The sequence below is a fragment of the Denitratisoma sp. DHT3 genome, assembly GCF_007833355.1.
Lineage (GTDB): Bacteria > Pseudomonadota > Gammaproteobacteria > Burkholderiales > Rhodocyclaceae > Denitratisoma.
In genome coordinates this window covers 1897963-1918256 of record NZ_CP020914.1, presented here as the reverse complement: position 1 = coordinate 1918256, position 20294 = coordinate 1897963, and the positions used below count along the sequence as shown (strand labels likewise).

21 protein-coding genes are annotated in these 20294 nt (G+C 63.4%); 8 read left to right on the top strand and 13 right to left on the bottom strand.

The window, feature by feature from the left end; genetic code table 11:
* Positions 1-21: 21 nt before the first annotated feature.
* From B9N43_RS08830 to B9N43_RS17675, 8 genes are all read right to left on the bottom strand, one after another.
* Positions 22-1989, bottom strand: a complete 1968-nt coding sequence (locus B9N43_RS08830) for a DNA topoisomerase IV subunit B (RefSeq protein WP_145841899.1) — start codon at positions 1987-1989, stop codon at positions 22-24.
* A gap of 96 nt (positions 1990-2085) precedes the next feature.
* Positions 2086-2871, bottom strand: a complete 786-nt coding sequence (locus tag B9N43_RS08825) for a flagellar brake protein (protein WP_145841898.1) — start codon at positions 2869-2871, stop codon at positions 2086-2088.
* Between the two features lie 177 nt (positions 2872-3048).
* Positions 3049-3345: an EscU/YscU/HrcU family type III secretion system export apparatus switch protein gene (locus B9N43_RS08820; protein WP_145841897.1), complete on the bottom strand. Its 297-nt coding sequence runs from the start codon at positions 3343-3345 to the stop codon at positions 3049-3051.
* A complete protein-coding gene (locus B9N43_RS08815) occupies positions 3335-4567 on the bottom strand; it encodes a flagellar hook-length control protein FliK (protein WP_145841896.1) in 1233 nt (410 codons plus the stop codon). The genes B9N43_RS08820 and B9N43_RS08815 overlap by 11 nt, the downstream gene beginning before the upstream one ends.
* A gap of 163 nt (positions 4568-4730) precedes the next feature.
* The gene (locus tag B9N43_RS08810) at positions 4731-5069 is read right to left on the bottom strand and encodes a flagellar protein FliT (protein ID WP_261379301.1); all 339 of its coding nucleotides are present in this window, start codon (positions 5067-5069) and stop codon (positions 4731-4733) included.
* On the bottom strand, positions 5066-5482 hold the full coding sequence (fliS, locus tag B9N43_RS08805; protein ID WP_186453760.1) for a flagellar export chaperone FliS: 417 nt from the start codon (positions 5480-5482) through the stop codon (positions 5066-5068). Before fliS ends, B9N43_RS08810 begins: the two co-directional genes overlap by 4 nt.
* A 30-nt stretch (positions 5483-5512) precedes the next feature.
* Positions 5513-7525: a flagellar filament capping protein FliD gene (gene fliD, locus B9N43_RS08800; RefSeq protein WP_145841894.1), complete on the bottom strand. Its 2013-nt coding sequence runs from the start codon at positions 7523-7525 to the stop codon at positions 5513-5515.
* A 175-nt stretch (positions 7526-7700) separates the two neighbouring features.
* Positions 7701-10445 carry a flagellin gene (locus B9N43_RS17675; protein WP_145841893.1) on the bottom strand — a complete coding sequence of 915 codons (2745 nt, stop codon included), beginning with the start codon at positions 10443-10445 and terminating at the stop codon, positions 7701-7703.
* A 473-nt stretch (positions 10446-10918) separates the two neighbouring features.
* On the opposite strand from B9N43_RS17675, the gene B9N43_RS17670 reads away from it, so the two are divergent.
* From B9N43_RS17670 to B9N43_RS08775, 4 genes are all read left to right on the top strand, one after another.
* On the top strand, positions 10919-13588 hold the full coding sequence (locus tag B9N43_RS17670; RefSeq protein WP_145841892.1) for a flagellin: 2670 nt from the start codon (positions 10919-10921) through the stop codon (positions 13586-13588).
* A gap of 80 nt (positions 13589-13668) precedes the next feature.
* Positions 13669-14037, top strand: coding sequence for a flagellar protein FlaG (locus tag B9N43_RS08785; RefSeq protein WP_145841891.1), 369 nt, complete (start codon positions 13669-13671; stop codon positions 14035-14037).
* A gap of 165 nt (positions 14038-14202) precedes the next feature.
* Positions 14203-14619 carry a hypothetical protein gene (locus tag B9N43_RS08780; protein WP_145841890.1) on the top strand — a complete coding sequence of 139 codons (417 nt, stop codon included), beginning with the start codon at positions 14203-14205 and terminating at the stop codon, positions 14617-14619.
* A gap of 233 nt (positions 14620-14852) precedes the next feature.
* Complete coding sequence (locus tag B9N43_RS08775; protein ID WP_145841889.1) at positions 14853-15095, top strand: DUF1640 domain-containing protein; 243 nt, start codon at positions 14853-14855, stop codon at positions 15093-15095.
* 326 nt (positions 15096-15421) lie between these two features.
* On the opposite strand, the gene B9N43_RS08770 is transcribed toward B9N43_RS08775, so the two are convergent.
* The 5 genes from B9N43_RS08770 to prfB all read right to left on the bottom strand — a co-directional run bounded on the left by B9N43_RS08770 (position 15422) and on the right by prfB (position 17786).
* On the bottom strand, positions 15422-15910 hold the full coding sequence (locus B9N43_RS08770; protein WP_145841888.1) for a hypothetical protein: 489 nt from the start codon (positions 15908-15910) through the stop codon (positions 15422-15424).
* Complete coding sequence (locus B9N43_RS08765; RefSeq protein WP_145841887.1) at positions 15910-16137, bottom strand: hypothetical protein; 228 nt, start codon at positions 16135-16137, stop codon at positions 15910-15912. Before B9N43_RS08765 ends, B9N43_RS08770 begins: the two co-directional genes overlap by 1 nt.
* Before the next feature lie 13 nt (positions 16138-16150).
* The gene (locus B9N43_RS08760) at positions 16151-16342 is read right to left on the bottom strand and encodes a YjfB family protein (protein WP_145841886.1); all 192 of its coding nucleotides are present in this window, start codon (positions 16340-16342) and stop codon (positions 16151-16153) included.
* Between the two features lie 30 nt (positions 16343-16372).
* The gene (locus B9N43_RS08755) at positions 16373-16621 is read right to left on the bottom strand and encodes a DUF1640 domain-containing protein (protein WP_145841885.1); all 249 of its coding nucleotides are present in this window, start codon (positions 16619-16621) and stop codon (positions 16373-16375) included.
* A gap of 60 nt (positions 16622-16681) precedes the next feature.
* A protein-coding gene (gene prfB / locus B9N43_RS08750) for a peptide chain release factor 2 (RefSeq protein WP_145841884.1) occupies positions 16682-17786 on the bottom strand; the annotation gives its coding sequence in 2 pieces (ribosomal slippage) (positions 16682-17704 and positions 17706-17786; 1104 coding nt in all).
* Between the two features lie 252 nt (positions 17787-18038).
* On the opposite strand from prfB, the gene B9N43_RS08745 reads away from it, so the two are divergent.
* From B9N43_RS08745 to B9N43_RS08730, 4 genes are all read left to right on the top strand, one after another.
* On the top strand, positions 18039-18281 hold the full coding sequence (locus B9N43_RS08745; protein WP_145841883.1) for a type II toxin-antitoxin system Phd/YefM family antitoxin: 243 nt from the start codon (positions 18039-18041) through the stop codon (positions 18279-18281).
* 5 nt (positions 18282-18286) lie between these two features.
* The gene (locus B9N43_RS08740; RefSeq protein ID WP_186453759.1) at positions 18287-18700 is read left to right on the top strand and encodes a type II toxin-antitoxin system VapC family toxin; all 414 of its coding nucleotides are present in this window, start codon (positions 18287-18289) and stop codon (positions 18698-18700) included.
* Between the two features lie 90 nt (positions 18701-18790).
* Positions 18791-19393: a LemA family protein gene (locus B9N43_RS08735; RefSeq protein WP_145841881.1), complete on the top strand. Its 603-nt coding sequence runs from the start codon at positions 18791-18793 to the stop codon at positions 19391-19393.
* 6 nt (positions 19394-19399) lie between these two features.
* Positions 19400-20293 carry a TPM domain-containing protein gene (locus tag B9N43_RS08730; protein WP_186453758.1) on the top strand — a complete coding sequence of 298 codons (894 nt, stop codon included), beginning with the start codon at positions 19400-19402 and terminating at the stop codon, positions 20291-20293.
* Position 20294: the final 1 nt, after the last annotated feature.

Here is a 20294-nt window from a genome sequence, read left to right as displayed (position 1 = left end):
GGGCGCCTTTGTCCATCCGTATTACACATCCGCCTCCACCAGATGCCCCTTGGCTTCCATCCAGGCGCGGCGGCCGGAGGCTTCGCCCTTGCCCATCAGCAGGTTGAAGAGCTTCAGGGTTTCGGCGCGGAATTCCGGGCGCTGCGCCACCGGCAGCACGCGGCGGGTGGCGGGGTCCATCGCGGTTTCGCGCAGTTGTTCGGGGTTCATTTCGCCCAGGCCCTTGAAGCGTCCGACCTCGATTTTGTCGGCGCCGATGCCTTCCTTCTCCAGGCGGTCGCGGATGGCGGTCAGCTCGCCCTCGTCCAGCGCGTAGAGCCGGCGCGCGGGGCGTTTCTTGCCGGAGGCCGGCACGTCGATGCGGTACAGCGGCGGCTGGGCGATATGCACGTGGCCGCCCTCGATCAGGGCCGGGAAGTGGCGGTAGAACAGGGTCAGCAGCAGGGTCTGGATATGGGCGCCGTCCACGTCGGCGTCGGACATGATCACCACCTTGCCGTAGCGCAGGTTGGAGAGGTCCGGCGTGTCCTCGGGGCCGTGGGGATCGACGCCCAGCGCCACCGCGATGTCGTGGATCTCGGCGTTGGCGAACAGGCGTCCGACCTCGATCTCCCAGGAGTTCAGCACCTTGCCGCGCAGCGGCAGGATGGCCTGGGTCTCCTTGTTGCGCGCCATCTTGGCCGAACCGCCGGCCGAATCGCCCTCCACCAGGAACAGTTCGTTCTCGGCGATGTCGGTGGATTCGCAATCCGAGAGCTTGCCCGGCAGCACCGCGACGCCGGACTGTTTCTTCTTTTCCACCTTCTGGGCGTTCTTCTGCCGCGCCAGGGCCTGCTTGATCGCCAGGTCGGCGATCGCCTTGCCGGCCTCGACGTGGATATTGAGCCAGACCTCGAAAGGATCGCGCACCTGGCTGGAGACCAGCTTCACCGCTTCCCGCGAATTGAGCTTTTCCTTCACCTGGCCCTGGAACTGCGGGTCCAGCAGACGGGCGGAGAGCACGAAGCCCATCCTGCCGCAGACATCGTCCTGTTGCAGCTTGACGCCGCGCGGCAGCAGCGCGTGATGCTCGACGAAGGTCTTCATCGCCTCGAACACTCCGGCGCGCAGCCCCGACTCGTGCATGCCGCCGGCGACGGTGGGAATCAGGTTCACATAGGACTCGGAGGACATGCCTTCAAGGAACCAGCCGATGGCCCAGGCCGCGCCCTCGCCCTCGGCGAAGTCGGCATCCTGGGCCGTGGCGTATTTCTCGCCGGCATAGACGGGGCAGACCGCCTCCTGGTCGCCGGCCAGCTCCTTCAGGTAACCGGCCAGGCCCTGCGGGTAGCTCCAGGTCTTGGTCAGGAAGCTGCCATCGGCCTGTTCGGTGTCCAGCGTGACCTTCACGCCGGACAGCAGCACCGCCTTGGAACGCAGCAGGCGCTCCAGTTCGTTCAAGGGCACGCGGGGTGAATCGAAATACTTCGGATCGGGCCAGACCCGCACCCGGGTGCCGGTCTGGCGCCCGCAACCGCCGAGTTCCTGCACCGAGCCGACCTTCTCGCCGCCCTCGGCGAACTCCACCCCCCAGACCTTGCCTTCGCGCCGCACCTCGACCGACACCTTGAGCGAAAGCGCGTTGGTGACCGAAACCCCGACCCCGTGCAGACCGCCGGAAAAGGCATAGGCCGATTTGCCGGAACGCTTGTCGAACTTGCCGCCGGCGTGGAGCCGGGTATAGGCCAGCACCACCACCGGAATGCCTTCCTCGGGGTGCAGGCCGACCGGAATGCCGCGGCCGTCGTCGGTGACGGAAATCGAGCCGTCCTGATGCAGCATCACGTGGATGTTCCTGGCGTGGCCGGCCAGGGCCTCGTCGGCGGCGTTGTCGATGACTTCCTGGATGATGTGGGCCGGCGAATCGGTGCGGGTGTACATGCCCGGCCGTTCGCGTACCGGCTCCAGTCCCTTCAGGACGCGGAAGGAGGATTCGTCGTAAGTGCTCATGGGAACCAAAGAGTGAAACGCCGGAAGGGGAAAGCGAAGGCGGAAAAGAAGGAGGATTCTCCTTCTGCGCCGGGGAATGGCTCGGTGCGGAAGGCCCTAGCCGAAGCCGGACTCCCGCGCCTTGCGCTCCCGTTCCGTCTTGATGATGTAGCGCTGGATCAATGTCTGCATCGGACCGGGCAGGTTGATGAACTGGCAGCCGGAGCGCCTGAGCCGGGCGCCGTTGCGCAGCGTGATTTCGAAAAGGGTGCGGATGTTCAGCGTCGCGGCGATCGTTCCGATCTCCGGCAGTTCGACGCTGCTGCCGGGAATCTCCATCCCCTCCTCCAGCGGCACATCGTCCGGCGGCGAGATCATCGCCAGACCGCCGCCGCTGATGTCCACCACGTCCACCTCCCGCGACCGGATGGAGCCGTCGGCCTGAGGGAGCGGTAGCAGGCACTTCAAGGGACGGGTGATCGGCATCGTCAGGCGGTAATACTCCCGCCGTTGCAGGCGCAGCAGGCTCTCCGGCAGTTCGGCGCGGAAAGCGGGGCGGCCCTGGTAGTCGATTTTGGTCATGCCGTGCAGGATGAACTGCACCTTGACCTTGTCCAGGTTGGTCACGCAGAACAGCTTTTTCGCCTCCTGCGCCTTGCGGTTCATCTCGCCGCTGGCGCCGAAATCCAGCACCATGCCTGTCTCATCGGCCTCGATCACCGAGGTCAGGATCAGGTTGTTTTCGCCGAAAAACACCGTCACCTGGCACACGCGCTCGATCAGCGATTTGAGCACGTACAGAATCTCGCTCCGGGAATGCAGCAGGTACTGCTCGTAGTCGTTGGACTCGACCAGGAGCGGCGCTTTATGCTCGGGAGAGGGTGGCGGAGGGTTTGCGTTCATGACAAATATGGGAGGCGGCCCCGGAGTTTAGCCGATCTGCCTGGCTCCTTGGGCGGGCGCCTCACCCCTCACGTTCTCCATCTGATACAGCCGCGTAGGTCGGGTTAGCGCAGCGTAACCCGACATCGGTGTCCGCAACGGCTGTCTGTCGGGTTACGCCCTGTGGGCTAACCCGACCTACGGGCTCTGCGCAGGGGGCTCCATTTGATTTTCCATCTGGTACAGCCAGGCCAGCAGTTCCGCCACGGCCACGTACAACTGCGGCGGAATCTTGCCGTCCAGGTCCACCTGCATCAGCAAGGTCACCAGCTCCGGGGACTCGTGGACGTAGATGCCATGTTCCCGTGCGCGCTGGATGATCTCGTCGGCGACCAGGCCCCGGCCCTTGGCCACCACCTTGGGGGCCGCGTCGCCGGGCGCATAGGCCAGGGCGACCGCCAGCGCCCGGCCGCTGGGGATGGTTTCATCCGCCATGGCGCACCTGGAAGGACACCATCGTCACCCCGGCCGCTTCGAGCGCGGCGTGCAGGGCCGCAGCGCCCTGGCGCAGATTTTCGGCAGCGGCGGTGTCCGCGGCGTCGATGGTGATCCGCAGCGTGTCCGCCGCCAGTTGCAGGCTGGCTTCCACGCGGCCCAGACGGGGCGTGGTCAGCGCCAGACGGGTGGACCAGGCGTCGATTTCCTGGGGTTCGCCGCCGCGCTCGGGGGCATCCCGCTGGATTTCCCATTCCATCGTCTGTTGCGGCCAGACCTCGCCGTGCCACAGCATCCGCTGGGTTGCCGCGGTGTCCAGTTGCTGCTGCACCAGAGGTTGCAAGGCGTCGGGAATCCGCTCCGCGACGAAGGGCTTTGCCGCCGCGGCGGCGGCCTCGGTCACCTTGCCGGAGGCGGCCTCCGTCTGGCCGGGAGAGGCCGTCAGGGCGAGCGACTGTTGGCCCTGCGGTTCCTTCAGCAAGGTCTCGGCAGACAGCTTGCCGGCCAGCCACTGGGATTGGTGGGCTTCGTAGAACAGGCCGCTCTCGCTCACGGCCTGGGCCAGCCTGGGCGCCAGTTCCGCCCCGCTGCCGGGCGGCGCCGACAGGATCGGCTGGCCGCCGTTGAGCGCCGCCGCCGCCGGCGTCTGGCCGTCGCCCAGCAGCAGCTTGCCGATCAACTGGGCGGCCGGACTCAGACTGGTGAAGGGATACTGTGTCGCGGCTCCCTTGGCGCCGGCCGGACCCAGCACGTGGGCTTCCACCAGACGGCTGGAGCGGTCGATCACCGTCAGTTCCAGGTGATCGCCGGCCTTCGCGGGCACGTCGAGCTTGAGCGAGACCGTCTTGTCTCCGACCAGCGCGCGGTAGGTGCTTTCCGGCAGCGCCTCCTGGATCAGCGCGGTGAATGCCACGCCCGGCTTCAGCTCCGGCGGCGTCGCCAATTGCGCGATCACCGCCTTGGGCGAGCGATCCACCACCACCAGCTCCAGGCTGTCGCCCGCCTTGGCGCTCTGGGGCAGCGACAGCGTGACCTCCTTGCCGGCCACCAGCGCGCGGTAGGTGTTGTCGGGCATCACCTGCTGAATCCGCGCCGAGAAAGTCTGCCCCTGTCGAAGATCGGGCAGATCGGGCTGGATCTCCCGCACCGGGGCCAGCGGCTGAAGCTGGGACTCGGTCTGCATCCGCATGCGGATGCCGACATCGGTGGGGATCAGTGCCATGCCAAGCCTCCCTGCTGAAGACAGGCGGCAAGTTCATCTCTCCCGCGTGCGGGAGAGATGCCAGGGGTGAGGGCAACGCTCATTCAAGAGCATCCATGCTGAATTTCCCCCCTCACCCCAGCCCTCTCCCCCGAAGGGACGAGGGATAAAGTGAGGACTTGCGCTAGCCGCCGGCGCCGTAGGCGCGCTCGACGTTCCTGCGCATCTTCTCCCCGCCGAGAAACTGGCGCACATGCTCCATCCAGGGTTCGGTATGGCGGCGGATTTCCGCGTCGTCGTCGAGAATGCGCTGGATCAGCGAACGCTTGCGCTCGACCTCGGTGCTCGACAGCGATGCGCTGTCGTCTTCCGCAAGCGTGCCGCGAAGGGTGGAGACGGACCGCTCCAGGCCGACCAGACGGTCCCAGTCCTGGCTGCGCGCCGCCTCCACCATCTGGGCGGAGAGCGCGCTCATGTCTTCGTAGATCTCGATCTGGGTTGGCATCGACAGCATGGTAGTCATCCCTTCATTTCCTTGCCGGCGGAAACAACGGCGGGATCTTTGGCTATTTCCACCCAAGCATCCTTCAATTCGCGCAACAGGCTGGAAACTTCCTCGATGATCGCCTTATCGGCCTTGATGTTGGCGAATTGCAGGCGTATGTTCATGTAGTCGTAAAGCGACGAGAGACGCCCGGCGAGCTCGCCGCCGACCTTCGTGTCGAGACTGTCGCGCAGCCCTTGGGAAATGATGTTGCTGGCGCGGACGATCTCCTCGCTCATCGCCTGCTTATCGTTGTTGTCAAGATGGGAAACCGCCAGCCCCAGGGCCAGTAATGCACCGTCGTAAAGCATGAGCACCAACTGGTGCGGATTGGCCATTTCGACCCCCATGTCGCGGCCGATCTTGGTGTAGGCCGCCGCGGGGTTGCTCATGGTCTGAAACATGGTGCGGTCTCCGTGAAATCAGTTGCTCTTGTTCATGCTGGAAAGGCTGGCGAGCTGCTGCGACAGATAGGCCGAGGTCTGCTGCATCGATGCCACCGCCTGGTCGAGGGCGTTGAACTGCGTGCGATAGCGCTTCTCGACCTGCTCGATGCGACGCTCGAGAACCTCGCGGCGGCTTTCGATATCCTTCACCGACCGATCGATGCCTGCGGTGCGGCTGCTGATCGCGCCGTCCTCGCCGAGCAGTTTGGTCAAGGTCTGGTCGATCTGCGCCGCCATGCCCGTCGAAAAACCGATGGTGCCGCGTGCGCCGATATTGCCGCCCTCCACCAGCAATTGCAAGCCGCTCATCGCGCCGTTGCCAGTGAGCACCTGGCCCTTTCCCGTGGCGAGCTGACCGCCTATCGTGCCGGCGACGTCCATACCATTCACGCTGCTGGCGGTGCCGAACAGCGCCGCCGCGGCGGAACCGCCGGTCACCTGCACCCTCGAAGTGGCGCCGTAAAGCGTCGAGGTCAGCTTCAGGACGCCGTTTTCCTGGCTGACCGAAACCGTGTGGCCGCCGGCCTTGAGGGTGGCGTCACTGTTGATTCTCGACTGTAGCTCGGCCACCAGTTGGGTGCGGCTGTAGCTGCCCTCGGTGAGCGTCACGCTGGTGGCAACGCCGTTCAGATTCAGCGTCAGCGTCTTGTTCGACGCGTCGATGGTGGTGCCGATGTCGTCGATATTCAGCGTGACGCCGGCGGTCGCCGTGCCGCGCGTGGCGACCTGGCTGATATCGATGCCATAGCGCCCTGGCTGCGTCGCGGCCGAGGCGCCCACGTAGCTGATCAGGCTGTCGCTGGGCACGCCCATGGTGGCGAAAAGGCTTGCCACATTCTTGGACGGATCGGCCAGCACCTTGTCGAGCCTCGCGCTGTCGAGCGACAGCGTGCCGTCACGCTGGAAACTCACGCCGATATCCGACAGCGCATTCAGCCCTCCGTCGGCGAATTCGAGCCGCTGCGACAACAGGTTGCGCATTTGCGACTGCACGCCACGCAGGGTGGCGTCACCCTGCAGGATTCCGCCCTTCTGGGTCTTGAAATCGTAGCCGCCCAGCCCCTGGACGGTGCCGGCCAGATCGTTGTAGGCCTTGACGAAACCCTCCACCGCGCTTTTCACGCCTGCCGTGTCGCGGGCGACGGTGAGCGTGGTCGGCTTGTTCGACTCGGTGGTCTTCAGCAGGTTCAGTGTCACGCCGGGCAGCGCGTCGCCGACGACATTCGTGCTCTTGCTGATGAAAATCCCGTCGATCTTGAATTCGGCGTTCTGTGCCGGCTGGCTCTGTTGCAGATTCTTGCCGGCGCCGCCGGCCGTGGGGTCGTAGGCCAGCCGCGAAAGCCCGTTCAGATCGGTATTGTTGCCGTCGCCGTCGCTCACCAGGATGCGCATCGAGTTTGCCTTCCCGGCATCGTCGCTCGACAGTGTCAGCCGATACCCCTCGCCATCGTTGATGAGGCTGGCGCTGACCCCGATCTTCGCCTGGTTGATGGCATCGCGGATGCCCGCCAGCGAATTGTTGCTGCTGTCGATGGTGATCGATTTCGAAGTCTTGTCGCCATTGACCGTGAATTCGTTCGCATCGCCGTCGTAGCTGCCGAAATCGATGGTCAGGGTGCCCGAACCGAGGGTCGCCGCCGGATCGGCGAAAGCCGCCGATGCCAGCTTGTGCTGCTGGGCCAGGAAGCTGACCTCGATCGAATGGGTGCCCGGCTTGGCGATGCTGTTCGTCGTGGCCGAAAGCACCGAGGTATCGGCCACCGTGGCCTTGGTGGTGTTGAAGCGCGTGGTCGAATTCAGCGTCTTCACCGCCGTCTGCAAGCTCGAGAACGCTCCCTTGAGCGTGCCATAGGCGGTGATCTTGGCCTGGTAGTCGGCCTCCTGCTTGTCCAGTTTGGCGAGCGGGAGACGCTCGACCTCCATCAGCCTGCTGACCAGGCTGTTGATGTCGAGCCCCGAGCCGACGCCGGGAGAAGAAAGTCCTGCCATGATTCGAGTCCTTTACTGATAGACCAACTAACGACCGCTGCCGTCAAAACTGTAGAGCAGGTTGCATTCCATGTTAAGCGTGAAACATCAAATTGTCCGCATCGGAGCACCATGGGCCCGACTTTCAAAAACAAACCCGCGCCGGAGCGCGGGTTCGTCTTGAGCGGGGAAGTGCTTACCGCTGCAGCAGCTGCAGCACCTGCTGCGGCAGCTGGTTGGCCTGCGCCAGCATCGCCACGCCCGCCTGCTGCAGAATCTGGGCACGGGTCAGCGCTGCGGTTTCCGCCGCGAAATCCGCATCCTGGATGCGCGAACGGGCGGCGGTAATGTTTTCCGCCGAAGTCGTCAGGTTGGAAATGGTCGAGCCGAACCGGTTCTGTACCGCGCCGAGGTCGGCGCGGATGCTGTTGATGCGCGCCAGCGCTCCGTCGGCGATGTCGATGGCGCGGGTCGCCCCGGCCACGGTGCCGATATCGATCGTCGCCACGGCATCCTTGGTGCTGGCCTGCAGTTGTTCGGCCGTGCCGGTAAACAGCCCGCCTTGTGCTTCGGAAAGCGAGCTTTTGACGCTGAAATAACCCCCGACCGACTTGAGATCGACCGCGCCGCCGATGACGGTGGAGTCGGTGGCGATACCGACGCCTTCCGAAAGTGTCACGTACTGGGATCCCTCCAGGCCCGCAACGCGGATCGAGGCCGTGGCGGTAGCCGAGTGGGTGAAGTTGAGAATCTTGATGTCCTCGCCACTGTCGTTGAGCAGGCTGACCTTGGTCTTGGTGATGTCGAGCGTGGCGACAATGCCGGTCTTGCCGGTCTGGCTATTGATGGCTTGGGCGAGTTCGGTCAGGTCGGTTGTCTTCACGTTGGCGGAGATGTCCTGGCCAACCGTCGTATTGGAACCGAACAGCGTCAAGGAAACGACACCATCGGCCGAAAGATCCGAAATTGTCGCGGTGGTGCGGGCCGTGGCCTGAACGCCGGTGGTGTCCGCAACCGCATTGACCAGCGCGGCGATCTGTTTGGCGGTGGCGCTCTCGGGGATATCGACGCTGCGTGAGACCGTGCCGTTGATCGTCAGCGCCTGCGCGGCGACATAGTTGCCGTTCGAAACGTCGGCCAACCCCGACCCCGGCGTCAGCCCGGCGTTGGTGCCGGCGGCGGCGTCGAGCATGCCGCCGGCACTATTGGCGATATCCGACTGGATGTTGTAGCTCGGGTCGAGCAGCACGGTGAGCGCGCCGGTCTGAACGGCTGAGTCGTTGGCGAGTTCGGTAACGGTTTTTCCCGCGAAACCCAGCGTTGCGCCGGTGTTGTTGGCATTCGGGGAAAGGGTCTGTGCTGCGCCACCCGATGTGATCGTGCCGCCGCCAGAGGATGCTGTGTCGGCTCCGGCTGTGAAGGTAACGGTTTCATCACCACCAGTGGCTGCGAAACCGTTGATAGCAAAGTTGGCGCCGCCGGATGTCGTGATAGTGAAGCCAACATCACCCGCGCTGGCACGTGCGACCGTTACGCCATAACTTTGGCCGGCATTGGTGTAGGTGAATGTAACGCTGCCAACGCCGGAAGCATCAAATGATCCGGTTGCCGTAACTCCTGTATTCAAATTATTGGTGGAAACGGCGGTATCGATTGCGTCGGCAATGGCAATTTGCGCGTTTGTATCTGTACCTCCTGCAATGGCTGCCGTTGTTATCGTTCCGCCACCACCGAACAGACTCACTCCCGCGCCGCCGAGTGGGCCGATCTGCATTCCAAATGTGGCCGTGTCAGTTCCGCCTGCGGCCAAGTTGGTGAAAGTTGCTCCGAATACGCCGGTTACGTTGTCATACACCTGAAAATCCTGGATGCCGATATTGACACCCGAGGTGCTGGTGATGGTCTTGGTGGTGGCGTCGTACTTCAGGTCATTGGCGAGCGGGCTGGTGCTTGCGTAGGTGCCATTGATCGTGGCGACCGCGTTCGCGACGGCGGTATTGAAATCGTTCAGGAAGGTGGTGCTATTGACCACGAAACTGACATTCGCCGTTGGACCGCCGTCGCCGGTGGCGAGGGTGAACGTGTAACGATCGCCGTTGGCCGCCGTGCCATCCGGCGCGCTGACGGCAAATGCCGCGCTGTTGGTCGCGGAGGCGGAAACCCCGACCAAGGCATTGAGCTTGGTCGCGATGTCGTAGGCGTCGCGTGTGGCATTCGCCCCCGTGGCGGCGATATCGAGGGTTTGTGTCGCGCCGGTCGATGAGTTGATGACGGTGAGCGTCTGGTCGGCGACCAGGGTGCCGATGGCGGTGGTCACATCGGTGTTGGCCGCCGAGGCCGCGCCGAGGGCGGAACCGTTCATGGCGACCGCCGCGCCGCTCGTGGCCACCTGGATGCCCTGGGTGGCGTTGTTGGCCGTCAGCTTGTTGATGCCGAGCGTCTGCGCGTCGGCACCGGACATCGAGACCGAGATCGTCTGGTTCGCCTCGGCGCCCACCTGGAAATTCTGTGCCACGAAGTTGCCGTCGAGCAGCTTGAGGCCGTTGAACGAGGTGGTGCTGGCGATACGGTCGAGTTCGGAGATCAGCTGATTGACTTCGGATTGCAGGGCCAGGCGGTCGGACGCGGAGTTGGTGGCGTTGGCGGACTGGATCGCCAGTTCGCGGATGCGTTGCAGGATGTTGTTGGTCTCGCTCAGCGCGCCCTCGGCCACCTGCGCCAGCGAGATGCCGTCGTTGGCATTGCGCGTCGCCTGGTTCAGGCCGCGCACCATCGAGGACATGCGGTCCGAAATCGCCATGCCGGCGGCGTCGTCCTTCGCGCTGTTGATGCGCAGGCCCGAGGACAGGCGCTGCAGCGAGGTCGCCAGCGCACCCTGGGAAGTATTCAGATTGCGCTGCGAATTCAGCGACGCCATATTGGTGTTGATGACTTGCGGCATGAGGCTCTCCTTGTCGTCCTGCTGCTGTGTATCGATCAATCCCGCGCACCGAAACGAAAGCGGGCTCAAGTTTTCTTCTCGAGTGTCGATTAGCAGCTACCGTGCCAGCGGGTCTTGGTGGGGAAAAGAAGGGGGAAATACCCGCTATTCCATTCCATTTGCCGCCGCTCCGGCAAGTATTCGCCGCGGATCGGCAAGGCTTGCCGGGGGCGAGCCGGCTCGCTGCGCTCGGATGTCGGGGGCGGCTTCGTGGCGCCGCCAAGGGCTTGCGGCCGGCGTCGCGCGCCGCTTTTCCCCGATCGTGGGAATCGTGGGACAGGCGACCCGGCGGAAAAGCTTGTCTTTCACACTAAAGTTTTCCCGTGCAGCTCCGATAAAGCATCTGAGCGCGGCAACCGCCGCAACCAAACCGGCGCCGGCGTCAGCATCTTGCGAAGCGTCCGACGGGGAAAACCCTCTCTAAGGAGAATGTCATGGCACAAGTCATCAATACCAACATCACTTCGCTGAATGCGCAACGCAACCTGACGACCTCGCAGTCCACGCTGTCGCAGTCGCTGCAGCGCCTGTCCTCGGGCCTGCGCATCAACAGCGCGAAGGACGACGCCGCCGGCATGGCCATCGCCGACCGCATGACCTCGCAGATCCGCGGCCTCAACCAGGCCGTGCGCAACGCCAACGACGGCATCTCGCTGGCGCAGACCGCCGAAGGCGCACTGCAGGAAACCGGCAACATCCTGCAACGGATGCGCGAACTGTCCATCCAGTCCGCCAACGCCACCAACTCCGCGTCCGACCGCCTGGCCCTGCAATCCGAAGTCAATCAGCTGGTTTCCGAGTTGGACCGCATCTCCAGCACCACCTCGTTCAACGGCCTCAAGCTGCTCGACGGCAGCTTCAGCGCCCAGACTTTCCAGGTTGGCGCCAACGCCCGTGAGACCATCAGCGCCTCCATCACCGGCGCGTCCAGCCAGACGCTTGGCGCGAACCAGATCACCACCGCCACTTCCGCCGCCAAGAGCGCCAAGACCACCACCCTGGACGGCAACAAGCTCGGTATTTCCGCGGCGGCTACCACAGATGCTGCGACGGCTCGCACCGCCAACGCCTCCACGGGCACTACCGCCCGCATCACCGATCCAACTGGCGCCACCAAGGATGTCACCATCGCCACTACCGCGACCGCGGCGGATATCGCCAGCGCGCTCAATGCCGAAGCGGGCATCGAGGCCAGCGGTTATAACGTGATGAAGCTCGACTTTAGCGACATTTTGAACCACGCCACGAAAAACACCGTGGATGCTGGCGATGTCGTCAGTTTTGATCTCTCAGTCGATGCCGATACCGCCGTTACTGTCAGTTACACAGTGGGTGCAGATGACGCCGCTACGCGTACCAACATCCAGACCGCCCTGGCAGAGAAAATTGCCTCCATCAATACCGCCAACGGCGACAGCGACCTGAGCCTGGAAGGTTTGGACAACTTTGCCAGCACCAATAAGCTGCAAATCGCCAGCGCCTCCGGCAAGGACATCAATATTGAAACCTTTGCGCTCGCCAACAACACGGTCAACTATGCGCTGAACGCAACCGCCGTTAATGCGGCAGATCAGGGTCAAACTGTTACCGCCACATTCACCGGAGCCGCTGCGGTCAGTTTCACATTCGGCGCTGATGCCGCAACGACCAATAACGCCATGTTTGCGGCGTTTTCAGCGGATGCTGGTCTGGCCGAGGCCGGTTACACCTTTACCCAAACGGGAGGTGACGGCTCGGCCATTCAAGTAAAACGAACTGCAGGTACAACAGACACGTCGGGTAACTCCACAGTGGCGATCAGTGCCATTGCTAATGCTGGCACGACAATCGGGGTCGCCACCAACAGCGGTGCCAGCACCGCGGTAGCGACCGCCACACTGACTAATGGCACTTTGTCATCGGCGGTGACTGCGGCGACCGGTGCCATTACTGCCACCAACATGGTTTCTGGTCTCGATGGGACGACTCAGAGTCTAGTTGAGGCGGGCAACGATTCCACATCCGTTCGCGGTCAGGTGAGGATGGCTGCCGACAGCGGCTACCAGCTTCAGTTCGTCACCAACGCCGCCGAATTCAAGTCGGGTGCGGCGAATGCCACCGATCTGATGCTGGATGTCGGCACCGCCTCCACCGGCATCTCGGAAGGTAATGGCGTGAATGCCCAGAAGATGACCCTCACCGGCAGCACCACGCAAACGCTCGATGTCGCCGCCAACGCGACCGCCAAGGATATCGCCGGCTTGGTGAATGCGGCTTCCGCCACCACCGGCATCACCGCCACGGCGCGCTCGGAGGCCAGTTTGGCCGGTCTTTCCACCGATGGCACGGTGTCCTTCAACCTTTATGGCAAGAATGGCGATGCCGTGGCGATCAACGCTTCGGTGACCACCACCAGCCTCGCCAGCCTGGCCACGGCGATCAATCAACGCACCAACAGCACCGGCATCTCCGCCGAAGTCACCGGCGCGGGCAGCCTGAAGCTGGTCAGCAGCGAAGGCTACGACATCAAGATCGAGGATTTCCGGCATTCCGCCGCGGTCACCGATCTGGGCGCCGGCTCGACGGCCAAGGTGCAGAGCATGACCGTCACCGGCATGAGCGGCTCGGCGATCACGCTGAGAGACGGCGGCACGGTGACCAAGAGCGCCCAGCTCGACTCCACCGTGGTGTCCGGCAAGGTGACGCTGGAAATGGGCTCCGGCGCCTTCGCGGTGAGCTCCAACATGTCCAGCAGCATCGGCGGCATTTTCAATGCTTCCGCCAACCAGGCGACCACCAGCAGCCTGACCAAGCTTTCCAGCGTGGATATCAGCACCGCTACGGGCGCGCAGGACGCGGTCAGCGTGATCGATTCGGCGCTGGCGCAGGTGAACACCATTCGTGCCGACCTGGGCGCCATCCAGAACCGCTTCGCCTCGACGGTGGCCAACCTGACGACCTCGGCCGAAAACATTTCCGCCGCCCGTTCGCGGATTCAGGATGCCGACTTCGCCCAGGAAACCGCCAACATGACCCGCGCCCAGATTCTGCAGCAGGCCGGCGTGGCGATGCTGGCCCAGGCCAACGCCCTGCCCAATCAGGTGCTGACGCTGCTGCGCGGTTGATGGTCGTAGCCAAAGGTAAGCGCAGGGCGACGGGTTCCGCAGCAGGGGGCCCGTCGCCCGTTCAGGCAAGGAGATAAGCCATGGCACTCAACACGATCAGCAGCCCCGGCGGCGCCAATGTCGCGTCGTTGCCGGCCGCCCCCGTTGCACCGGGCGGCGCGCCGGCCGCGGCCGTCAAGGCGCCGGCGGTCGTGTCCGAGTCTCAGCCGCAGCAGCAGTCCAAGCCCGAGCAGTTGCAAAAAGCCCTGGCGGCGATGAAGCAACTGGTCGAGGCCAAGGCGCCCAACAGCCTGTCGTTCTCGATCGACGATGAAAGCGGCAAGACCATCGTCAAGGTCTCGGACGCGCAGACCGGCGAGATGATCCGCCAGATTCCTTCCGAGGAAATGCTGGAACTCGCCCGTTCGCTCGACAAGCTGCAAGGCGCGCTGTTACGGCAAGAAGCCTAGGACACCGTACCTTCACGCAAGCGCCTGCCCACCCCTTCGCCGGGGCGGGTGGGCTTTTTGCGTTGGGGAAAAGGGGCGTCTGGTGTTATGGGGCAATGTCTCCCGTTTTTCCTCCTGGCACGATTATCGCAGGGCAGAGGCATCGACTCATGAATGGAGAAAAACATGCCCACCCTGCCCAGCGGACGTCGCATCGAATTTTCGCTCGATCGTTTCCATGGTTATCTCGATCGTCTCGATGTCCGTGTCGCGCGTGAGATCATCGCCGGCTTGAACGGGCCGGACGATCTGCTGTACGTGCTGGATGCGGTGCATTTCCGCCAGGACGACGGCAGCCCGTATTTCGCCGGTTATGTGGCGGCGGATTGGACAACCTATGCGGCCGACTGGAACACGGCCGACCGGCAGGTTTTGCAGGCCTGGCTGTTTTCGCCGGCGGTGCGGCAAATCCGCGCCGAGGTGATCGACTATGTCCGCACCTTGTTTCTGGGGGCGTCTGATGCTTCCCTGGTCTATCCCTATGTGGTCCGCGGCGACCTGACCGCCGGCAGCATCTTTCCTGCAACGCAGTTGCGGCAGTGAGCTGGGCCCCTTTTCCCTCGGTGGCGGCAGTGAAATAAATCCACAGACGGAACCCCCCCTTTCGCCGGTGTGGCGGGTTCGCCGGACGCCGACCCCGGACCATGCCCGGGGAGACGGTCCTTCGCTGGTGTGGCGGACTTGATGGCTGCCAGCGTGCAGAACCTGGCTATCGAACATAGCCAGTGGTTGTCGCGGTTTGCCTTTGCGTCGAGGTTCGGCTATGCTCGCAAGCCATGAGCGCCGTAACCTTCGACACCCTCAAGTTTGCCGAACGGCTTGAAAAAGCCGGGCTGACGCGTGAGCAGGCTGGCGCCATTGCCGAAGCGCAAAAAGACGCGCTGGCTGAAGCCTTGGATACGACGCTGGCGACGAAATCCGACATTGCCGAACTCAAGGCCGAACTTGCTGTTCTCAAGTGGATGATGGGGGTGCTCATCGCATTGGCTATCACCAACTTCGCCAAACAGTTTTTGTAGGCTGCGAGTCAATCACAACTTCCCCCGGTTCGTTGGGACTGTTAAGCGGGGGCAGCTATTGATCCGGCCCCAATATATATTGAGTTGTCACCCCGGACCTGATCCGGGGTCCAGTGGTTCAGTCCGCAACGACCCTGGATTCCGGGTTCAGGCCTAACTTCCCGCCCCGGAATAATGACGTGGTTTCTTTATTGGGCTGAATCAACAAGGCCCCTGTCCTCATTAAGGCTTCCGATATTTCGTCCATCGCTTGCTTGCCATGGCCGTCAGGCAAAGACATCGATGCCGTTGCCGAGGTGGGGCGGGTTGCCGGGGCTTGCTTGTGTCTATGACCGCCTGAGATGCTGGATCGCTTCTAGTGCCCGTTCCAAGACGATGCGGTCTGCCACATCCTTGTCCCGCATGGTTTGTTTTGTCCGCAGCAAACCTTCCAAATTGACGGTGCGGACTGGGAGACCGTCCAGGTCAATGGTTTCAGCGAACTGGCTCAGGGTCTCGTAGGTTTCTCCGCAGGCATTGAGCATGAGGTCGACCACAAAGGCATCTGCCACCCGGATATTTTCACCTTCCTCGAACCAGGTCGGATCGATATCTTTCGCCGCTTGGTCAGGAAGCACCATCAGCGCTTGCCGGATTTTTAGTCCTGCTGCCTGGGTTGGGGGTACCAGAATATCAATATCAGTGGTCGCCCTGTGATAGCCGTGGGCGAATAAAGCGTAGCCGCCAATCAGCAGATAATCCGCATGTTCCTGATTGAGTGATCGAACCAACGCCTTCAGGTCTTCCAGGGTGGCCGGCCGACTGTACTCTTCCATCAGGGGCGTTCTAGCGCTTTTGTTGCCATGCCCTTGGCCAGGCAATCTGCTTGGTGATGGTTGGCATCCTTGAGGGTCATGAATCGATAAACCCCCTTGGGAATGAAAGTCGTACCACCTGTGGGCAGCCGATGAATTTCATCATTGAAGCGCGCCCCTTCCAATAGCAGGCTCGCAGATGCCGAGAAAGTGATGGGCCGTTGTTTACGATGACCGACGATGCGCACGGGGGCCTGCCTTTCAGGCAAAGACGTCGACGCTGTTGCCCAGGTTGGGCGGGTTGTTGTAGCTCTGGGTCGCTGCGGTCAGCAACTGGATGGCACCCTGGCCCTGCATTTCCATGGCTTTCTTGAGCACCGCGATCTGCGCGGCCTGCTCGGTGCGGGTGGTCGCCATTTCGGTGGCGAGGGAAGCGATTGCCGATACGTCCATGATGGGTACCTCTCAGAGAGAAGGGCTGGTTTATGCAGGGAAAAATGTCTTCATGATCAGGGCAATGATTCCGCCCAAGACGATGCCGGTCATCCATTTGAGTACGACCAATTCCCGCTCGACACGGTAAATGTCGGTCTTGGTCGCCAACTGAGCCTCCATGGCTTCGGAGAAAGCGCCGGCCAGGGCTTTGGCTTTCGCCTTAGCCTGATTCTCCGTGGTACCGGCTGCTTTCAGTCGCTCCGCGTATTTGAGGGTGTCGAATGTAATGCTTGCCATGGACGAATCTCCTCTCGGCTCAGTCTATCAAGTAAACGCATCCCTTGTTTCCTGTGATTCTCAAACGCCCTGCTTCAGGCTGGCCTCGATGAAGGGGTCCAGGTCACCGTCCAGCACTTTCTGGGTGTTGGAGATTTCGACGTTGGTGCGCAGGTCCTTGATGCGGCTCTGGTCCAGCACGTAGCTTCTGATCTGGTGGCCCCAGCCCACGTCGGTCTTGCTGGCTTCCAGCTTGTCGGCCTCGGCCTGGCGCTTGCGCAGTTCCAGTTCGTACAGGCGCGACTTCAGCATGGCCATGGCCTCGGCCTTGTTGCGGTGCTGCGAGCGGTCGTTCTGGCACTGCACGACGATGCCGGTCGGGGCGTGGGTGATGCGGATCGCCGAGTCGGTCTTGTTGATGTGCTGGCCGCCGGCGCCGGAGGCGCGGAAAGTGTCGATACGCAGGTCGGCCGGGTTGATCTCCACCTCGATCGAGTCGTCGATCTCGGGGTACACGTAGAGGCTGGCGAAGCTGGTGTGGCGGCCGCCCGAGGAGTCGAAGGGGCTCTTCCTGACCAGGCGGTGGACGCCGGTCTCGGTGCGCAAGAGGCCGTAGGCGTATTCGCCTTCCACCTTCAGCGAGGCGCTGCGGATGCCGGCCACGTCGCCGTCGGTCTGTTCCAGCAGTTCGGCCTTGAAACCCTTCTTCTCGCAGTATTTCAGGTACTGGCGCAGCAGCATGCTGGCCCAGTCGCAGGCTTCGGTGCCGCCGGCGCCGGCCTGGATGTCGATGAAGCAGTTGTTGGGGTCCGCCGGGTTGTTGAACATGCGGCGGAATTCGAGGCCGGCGACTTCCTTCTCCACCGCGTCGAGATCGGCTTCCACGGCGGCGACGGTGTCCTCGTCGCCTTCCTCGCGCGCCATCGCGAACAGTTCGTCGCCGTCCTTCAGCCGCTGGGCCACGGATTCGAGCGCCAGCACCACGTTTTCCAGGGATTTCTTCTCCCGTCCGAGCGCCTGGGCCCGGTCGGCGTCGTTCCAGATCGCCGGGTCTTCCAGTTCCCGGTTCAGTTCGGCGAGTTTTTCGGCTTTGACGTCGAAGTCAAAGATACCTCCGAAGTTCATTGTCCCGCTGGCTGAGGTCGGCAATGCGGTTGGCGATCTGGTTCAGGCGTTCGGCTTCCATGGCGGTGTTTCCGGCTGTGGCTAAAAAGGAGCGCAATTATACGCGGGGCGGTTTCGGGTTCTCCCCCTTCGAGGGGTTCGATATGGCTCGCTATGCTCGGATGTTTGGGGATGCTTCGTTGCGGCACCGATAGGTTGCGGCTGGTGCCGCGTGCCGCTTTTTCCCATCGTGGCCATCGTGGGAAAGGCGGCCCGGCGGAGAAACTCGATTTTCACGCTAAACTTACGATACTGTTCAACAGGACTGTTCATTATGATCACGATCGGATTATTCGAAGCCAAAGCCAGTCTCGGCCAGTTGGCGCAGGCGGCGGCCGAAGGCGAGGTGGTGGTGCTGACCCGGCGTGGCAAGCCGCTGGCCGAGATTCGGCCTCCACAAGGCGATGCTGCCCGTGCCGATGTGCGGCAGGCGATCGACGCCTTGCGCGAATTTCGGCACGTCAATCGGGTGGAGAGTTTCGATATCGCCCAACTCGTTGCCGAGGGGCGGCGTTGATGGCCATGAGGAATATTTACGTGGTCGATTGCTCTGTCAGCATCGCCTGGTTGTTTGATGATCAGGCCGATGCCTACACGGAAGCGGCGCTGGATGCCCTGGTCGACAATTTTGCCGTGGTGCCCGGCTGGTGGCACGTCGAGATGCTCAACGTTCTGCTGTCACTGGAACGACACGGGCGGATCGCTTCCGACAAGACGGTCCAACTGCTCCGTCATTTGCAGCGCCTGCCGGTGCGGCGGCGGGAATCCCAGATGTCGGTTTTTGAATTGCACGCCCTGGCGTTGCGCTATCACCTGACCAGCTACGACGCGCTTTACCTCGACTCGGCATTGGCGACCGGTTTGCCGTTGGCCACTCGGGACAAGTCCTTGCAGCGTGCTGCCGCTGAGAGCGGCATCGGCGTATGGTCGGCGTGATTCGATGTCCAATAAGTGTCTATGCTTGTGTTACCGTGACCGCCCCCCCATATCGACGACATTCATAGACCCATTCCGGAGGACCCTTCCATGCGCTTTCGTCTCTTCGCCGTGATTGCCCTGGCTGCGGCCCTGTTGTCGGGCTGCGGCTACAACCAGATCCAGATCAACGACGAGGGGGTGAGTGCCGCCTGGTCGGAGGTGCTGAACCAGTACAAGCGCCGCGCCGATCTGATTCCCAACCTGGTGTCGGTGGTGCAGGGCTACGCCTCGCACGAGAAGGAAGTGCTGACCCGCGTCACCGAGGCTCGCGCCAATGTCGCCGGCCTCAAGGCGACGCCGGAACTGGTCAACGATCCCGCCGCCTTCGCCAAGTTCCAGCAGGCCCAGGGCGAGCTGGGCGGCGCCCTGGCGCGGCTGCTGGTGGTGGCGGAGAACTATCCCCAACTGAAGGCCGACGCCAATTTCCGCGACCTGCAGGCCCAGGTGGAGGGCACCGAGAATCGCATCACCGTGGCCCGCAACCGCTACATCGCGGCGGTCAAGACCTACAACATTTCGGTGCGGACCTTCCCCAACAACCTGACGGCGACGGTGATGGGCTGGAAGCCCAAGGCCAATTTCGCCGTGGAGGACGAAAAGGCGATTTCCGCGCCGCCCGCGATCAAGTTCGACGCCGCGCCGGCGAAGTAAGCGCCCATGCCGTTGCGCCTGCTCGCCCTGTGCTGGCTGTTGCTGGCGGTTCTTGGCTGGAACGTCGCGGCGGCCGAGAGCGGCGCCGAGGCCGGACTCCAGCCGCTGCCGCCGCTCCAGGCGCGGGTGACGGACCTGACCGGCACCCTGGCGGCCGAGCAGAAGGCCAGCCTCGAAGCGGCGCTGGCGGCGATCGAGCAGGCCAAGGGTGCCCAGGTGGGCATTCTGCTGTTGCCCAGCACCCGGCCCGAGGCCATCGAGCAGTTCGGCATCCGCCTGGCCGAGGCCTGGAAACTGGGACGCAAGGGCATCGACGACGGGGTGATCCTGATCGTCGCCAAGGACGACCGTCGCGTGCGCCTGGAGGTCGGCTACGGCCTGGAAGGCGCGCTCAACGACGCCACCGCCAAGCGCATCGTCAGCGAGACCATCGTGCCCCGTTTCAAGGCGGACGATTACTACGGCGGCCTCGCGGCCGGCGTGGCCGCGGTCGGCGCGGTGATCGACGGCGAGGCGCTGCCGCCGCCCGCGGGCGGCGCTGCGGGTGGCGATGGGGGCGGTGATATGGGTGGCCTTGGCGACATCGGCGAAGGCACGTTCTTGTTTCTGCTGGCCGCCGCCGCGCTCGGTGGCGCCCTGCTGCGGACGCTGCTCGGCAACCTGGTCGGTTCCTCGCTGGTGGCCGCCGGCGGTGGCGTGGTCGGCTGGCTGCTTTCCGCTTCCGTGATGGGCGCGCTGATCGGCGCCGGCGTCGGTCTCTTTCTGGCGCTGTTCGGCCTCAACATCGCCTTGGGCGCCCTGACCGGGGGCGGAGGCCGGGGCGGCATCGGCGGCGGGGGCGGTGGTTTCAGCGGCGGCGGTGGCGGCTTCGGCGGCGGCGGCGCCTCGGGGAGTTGGTGAG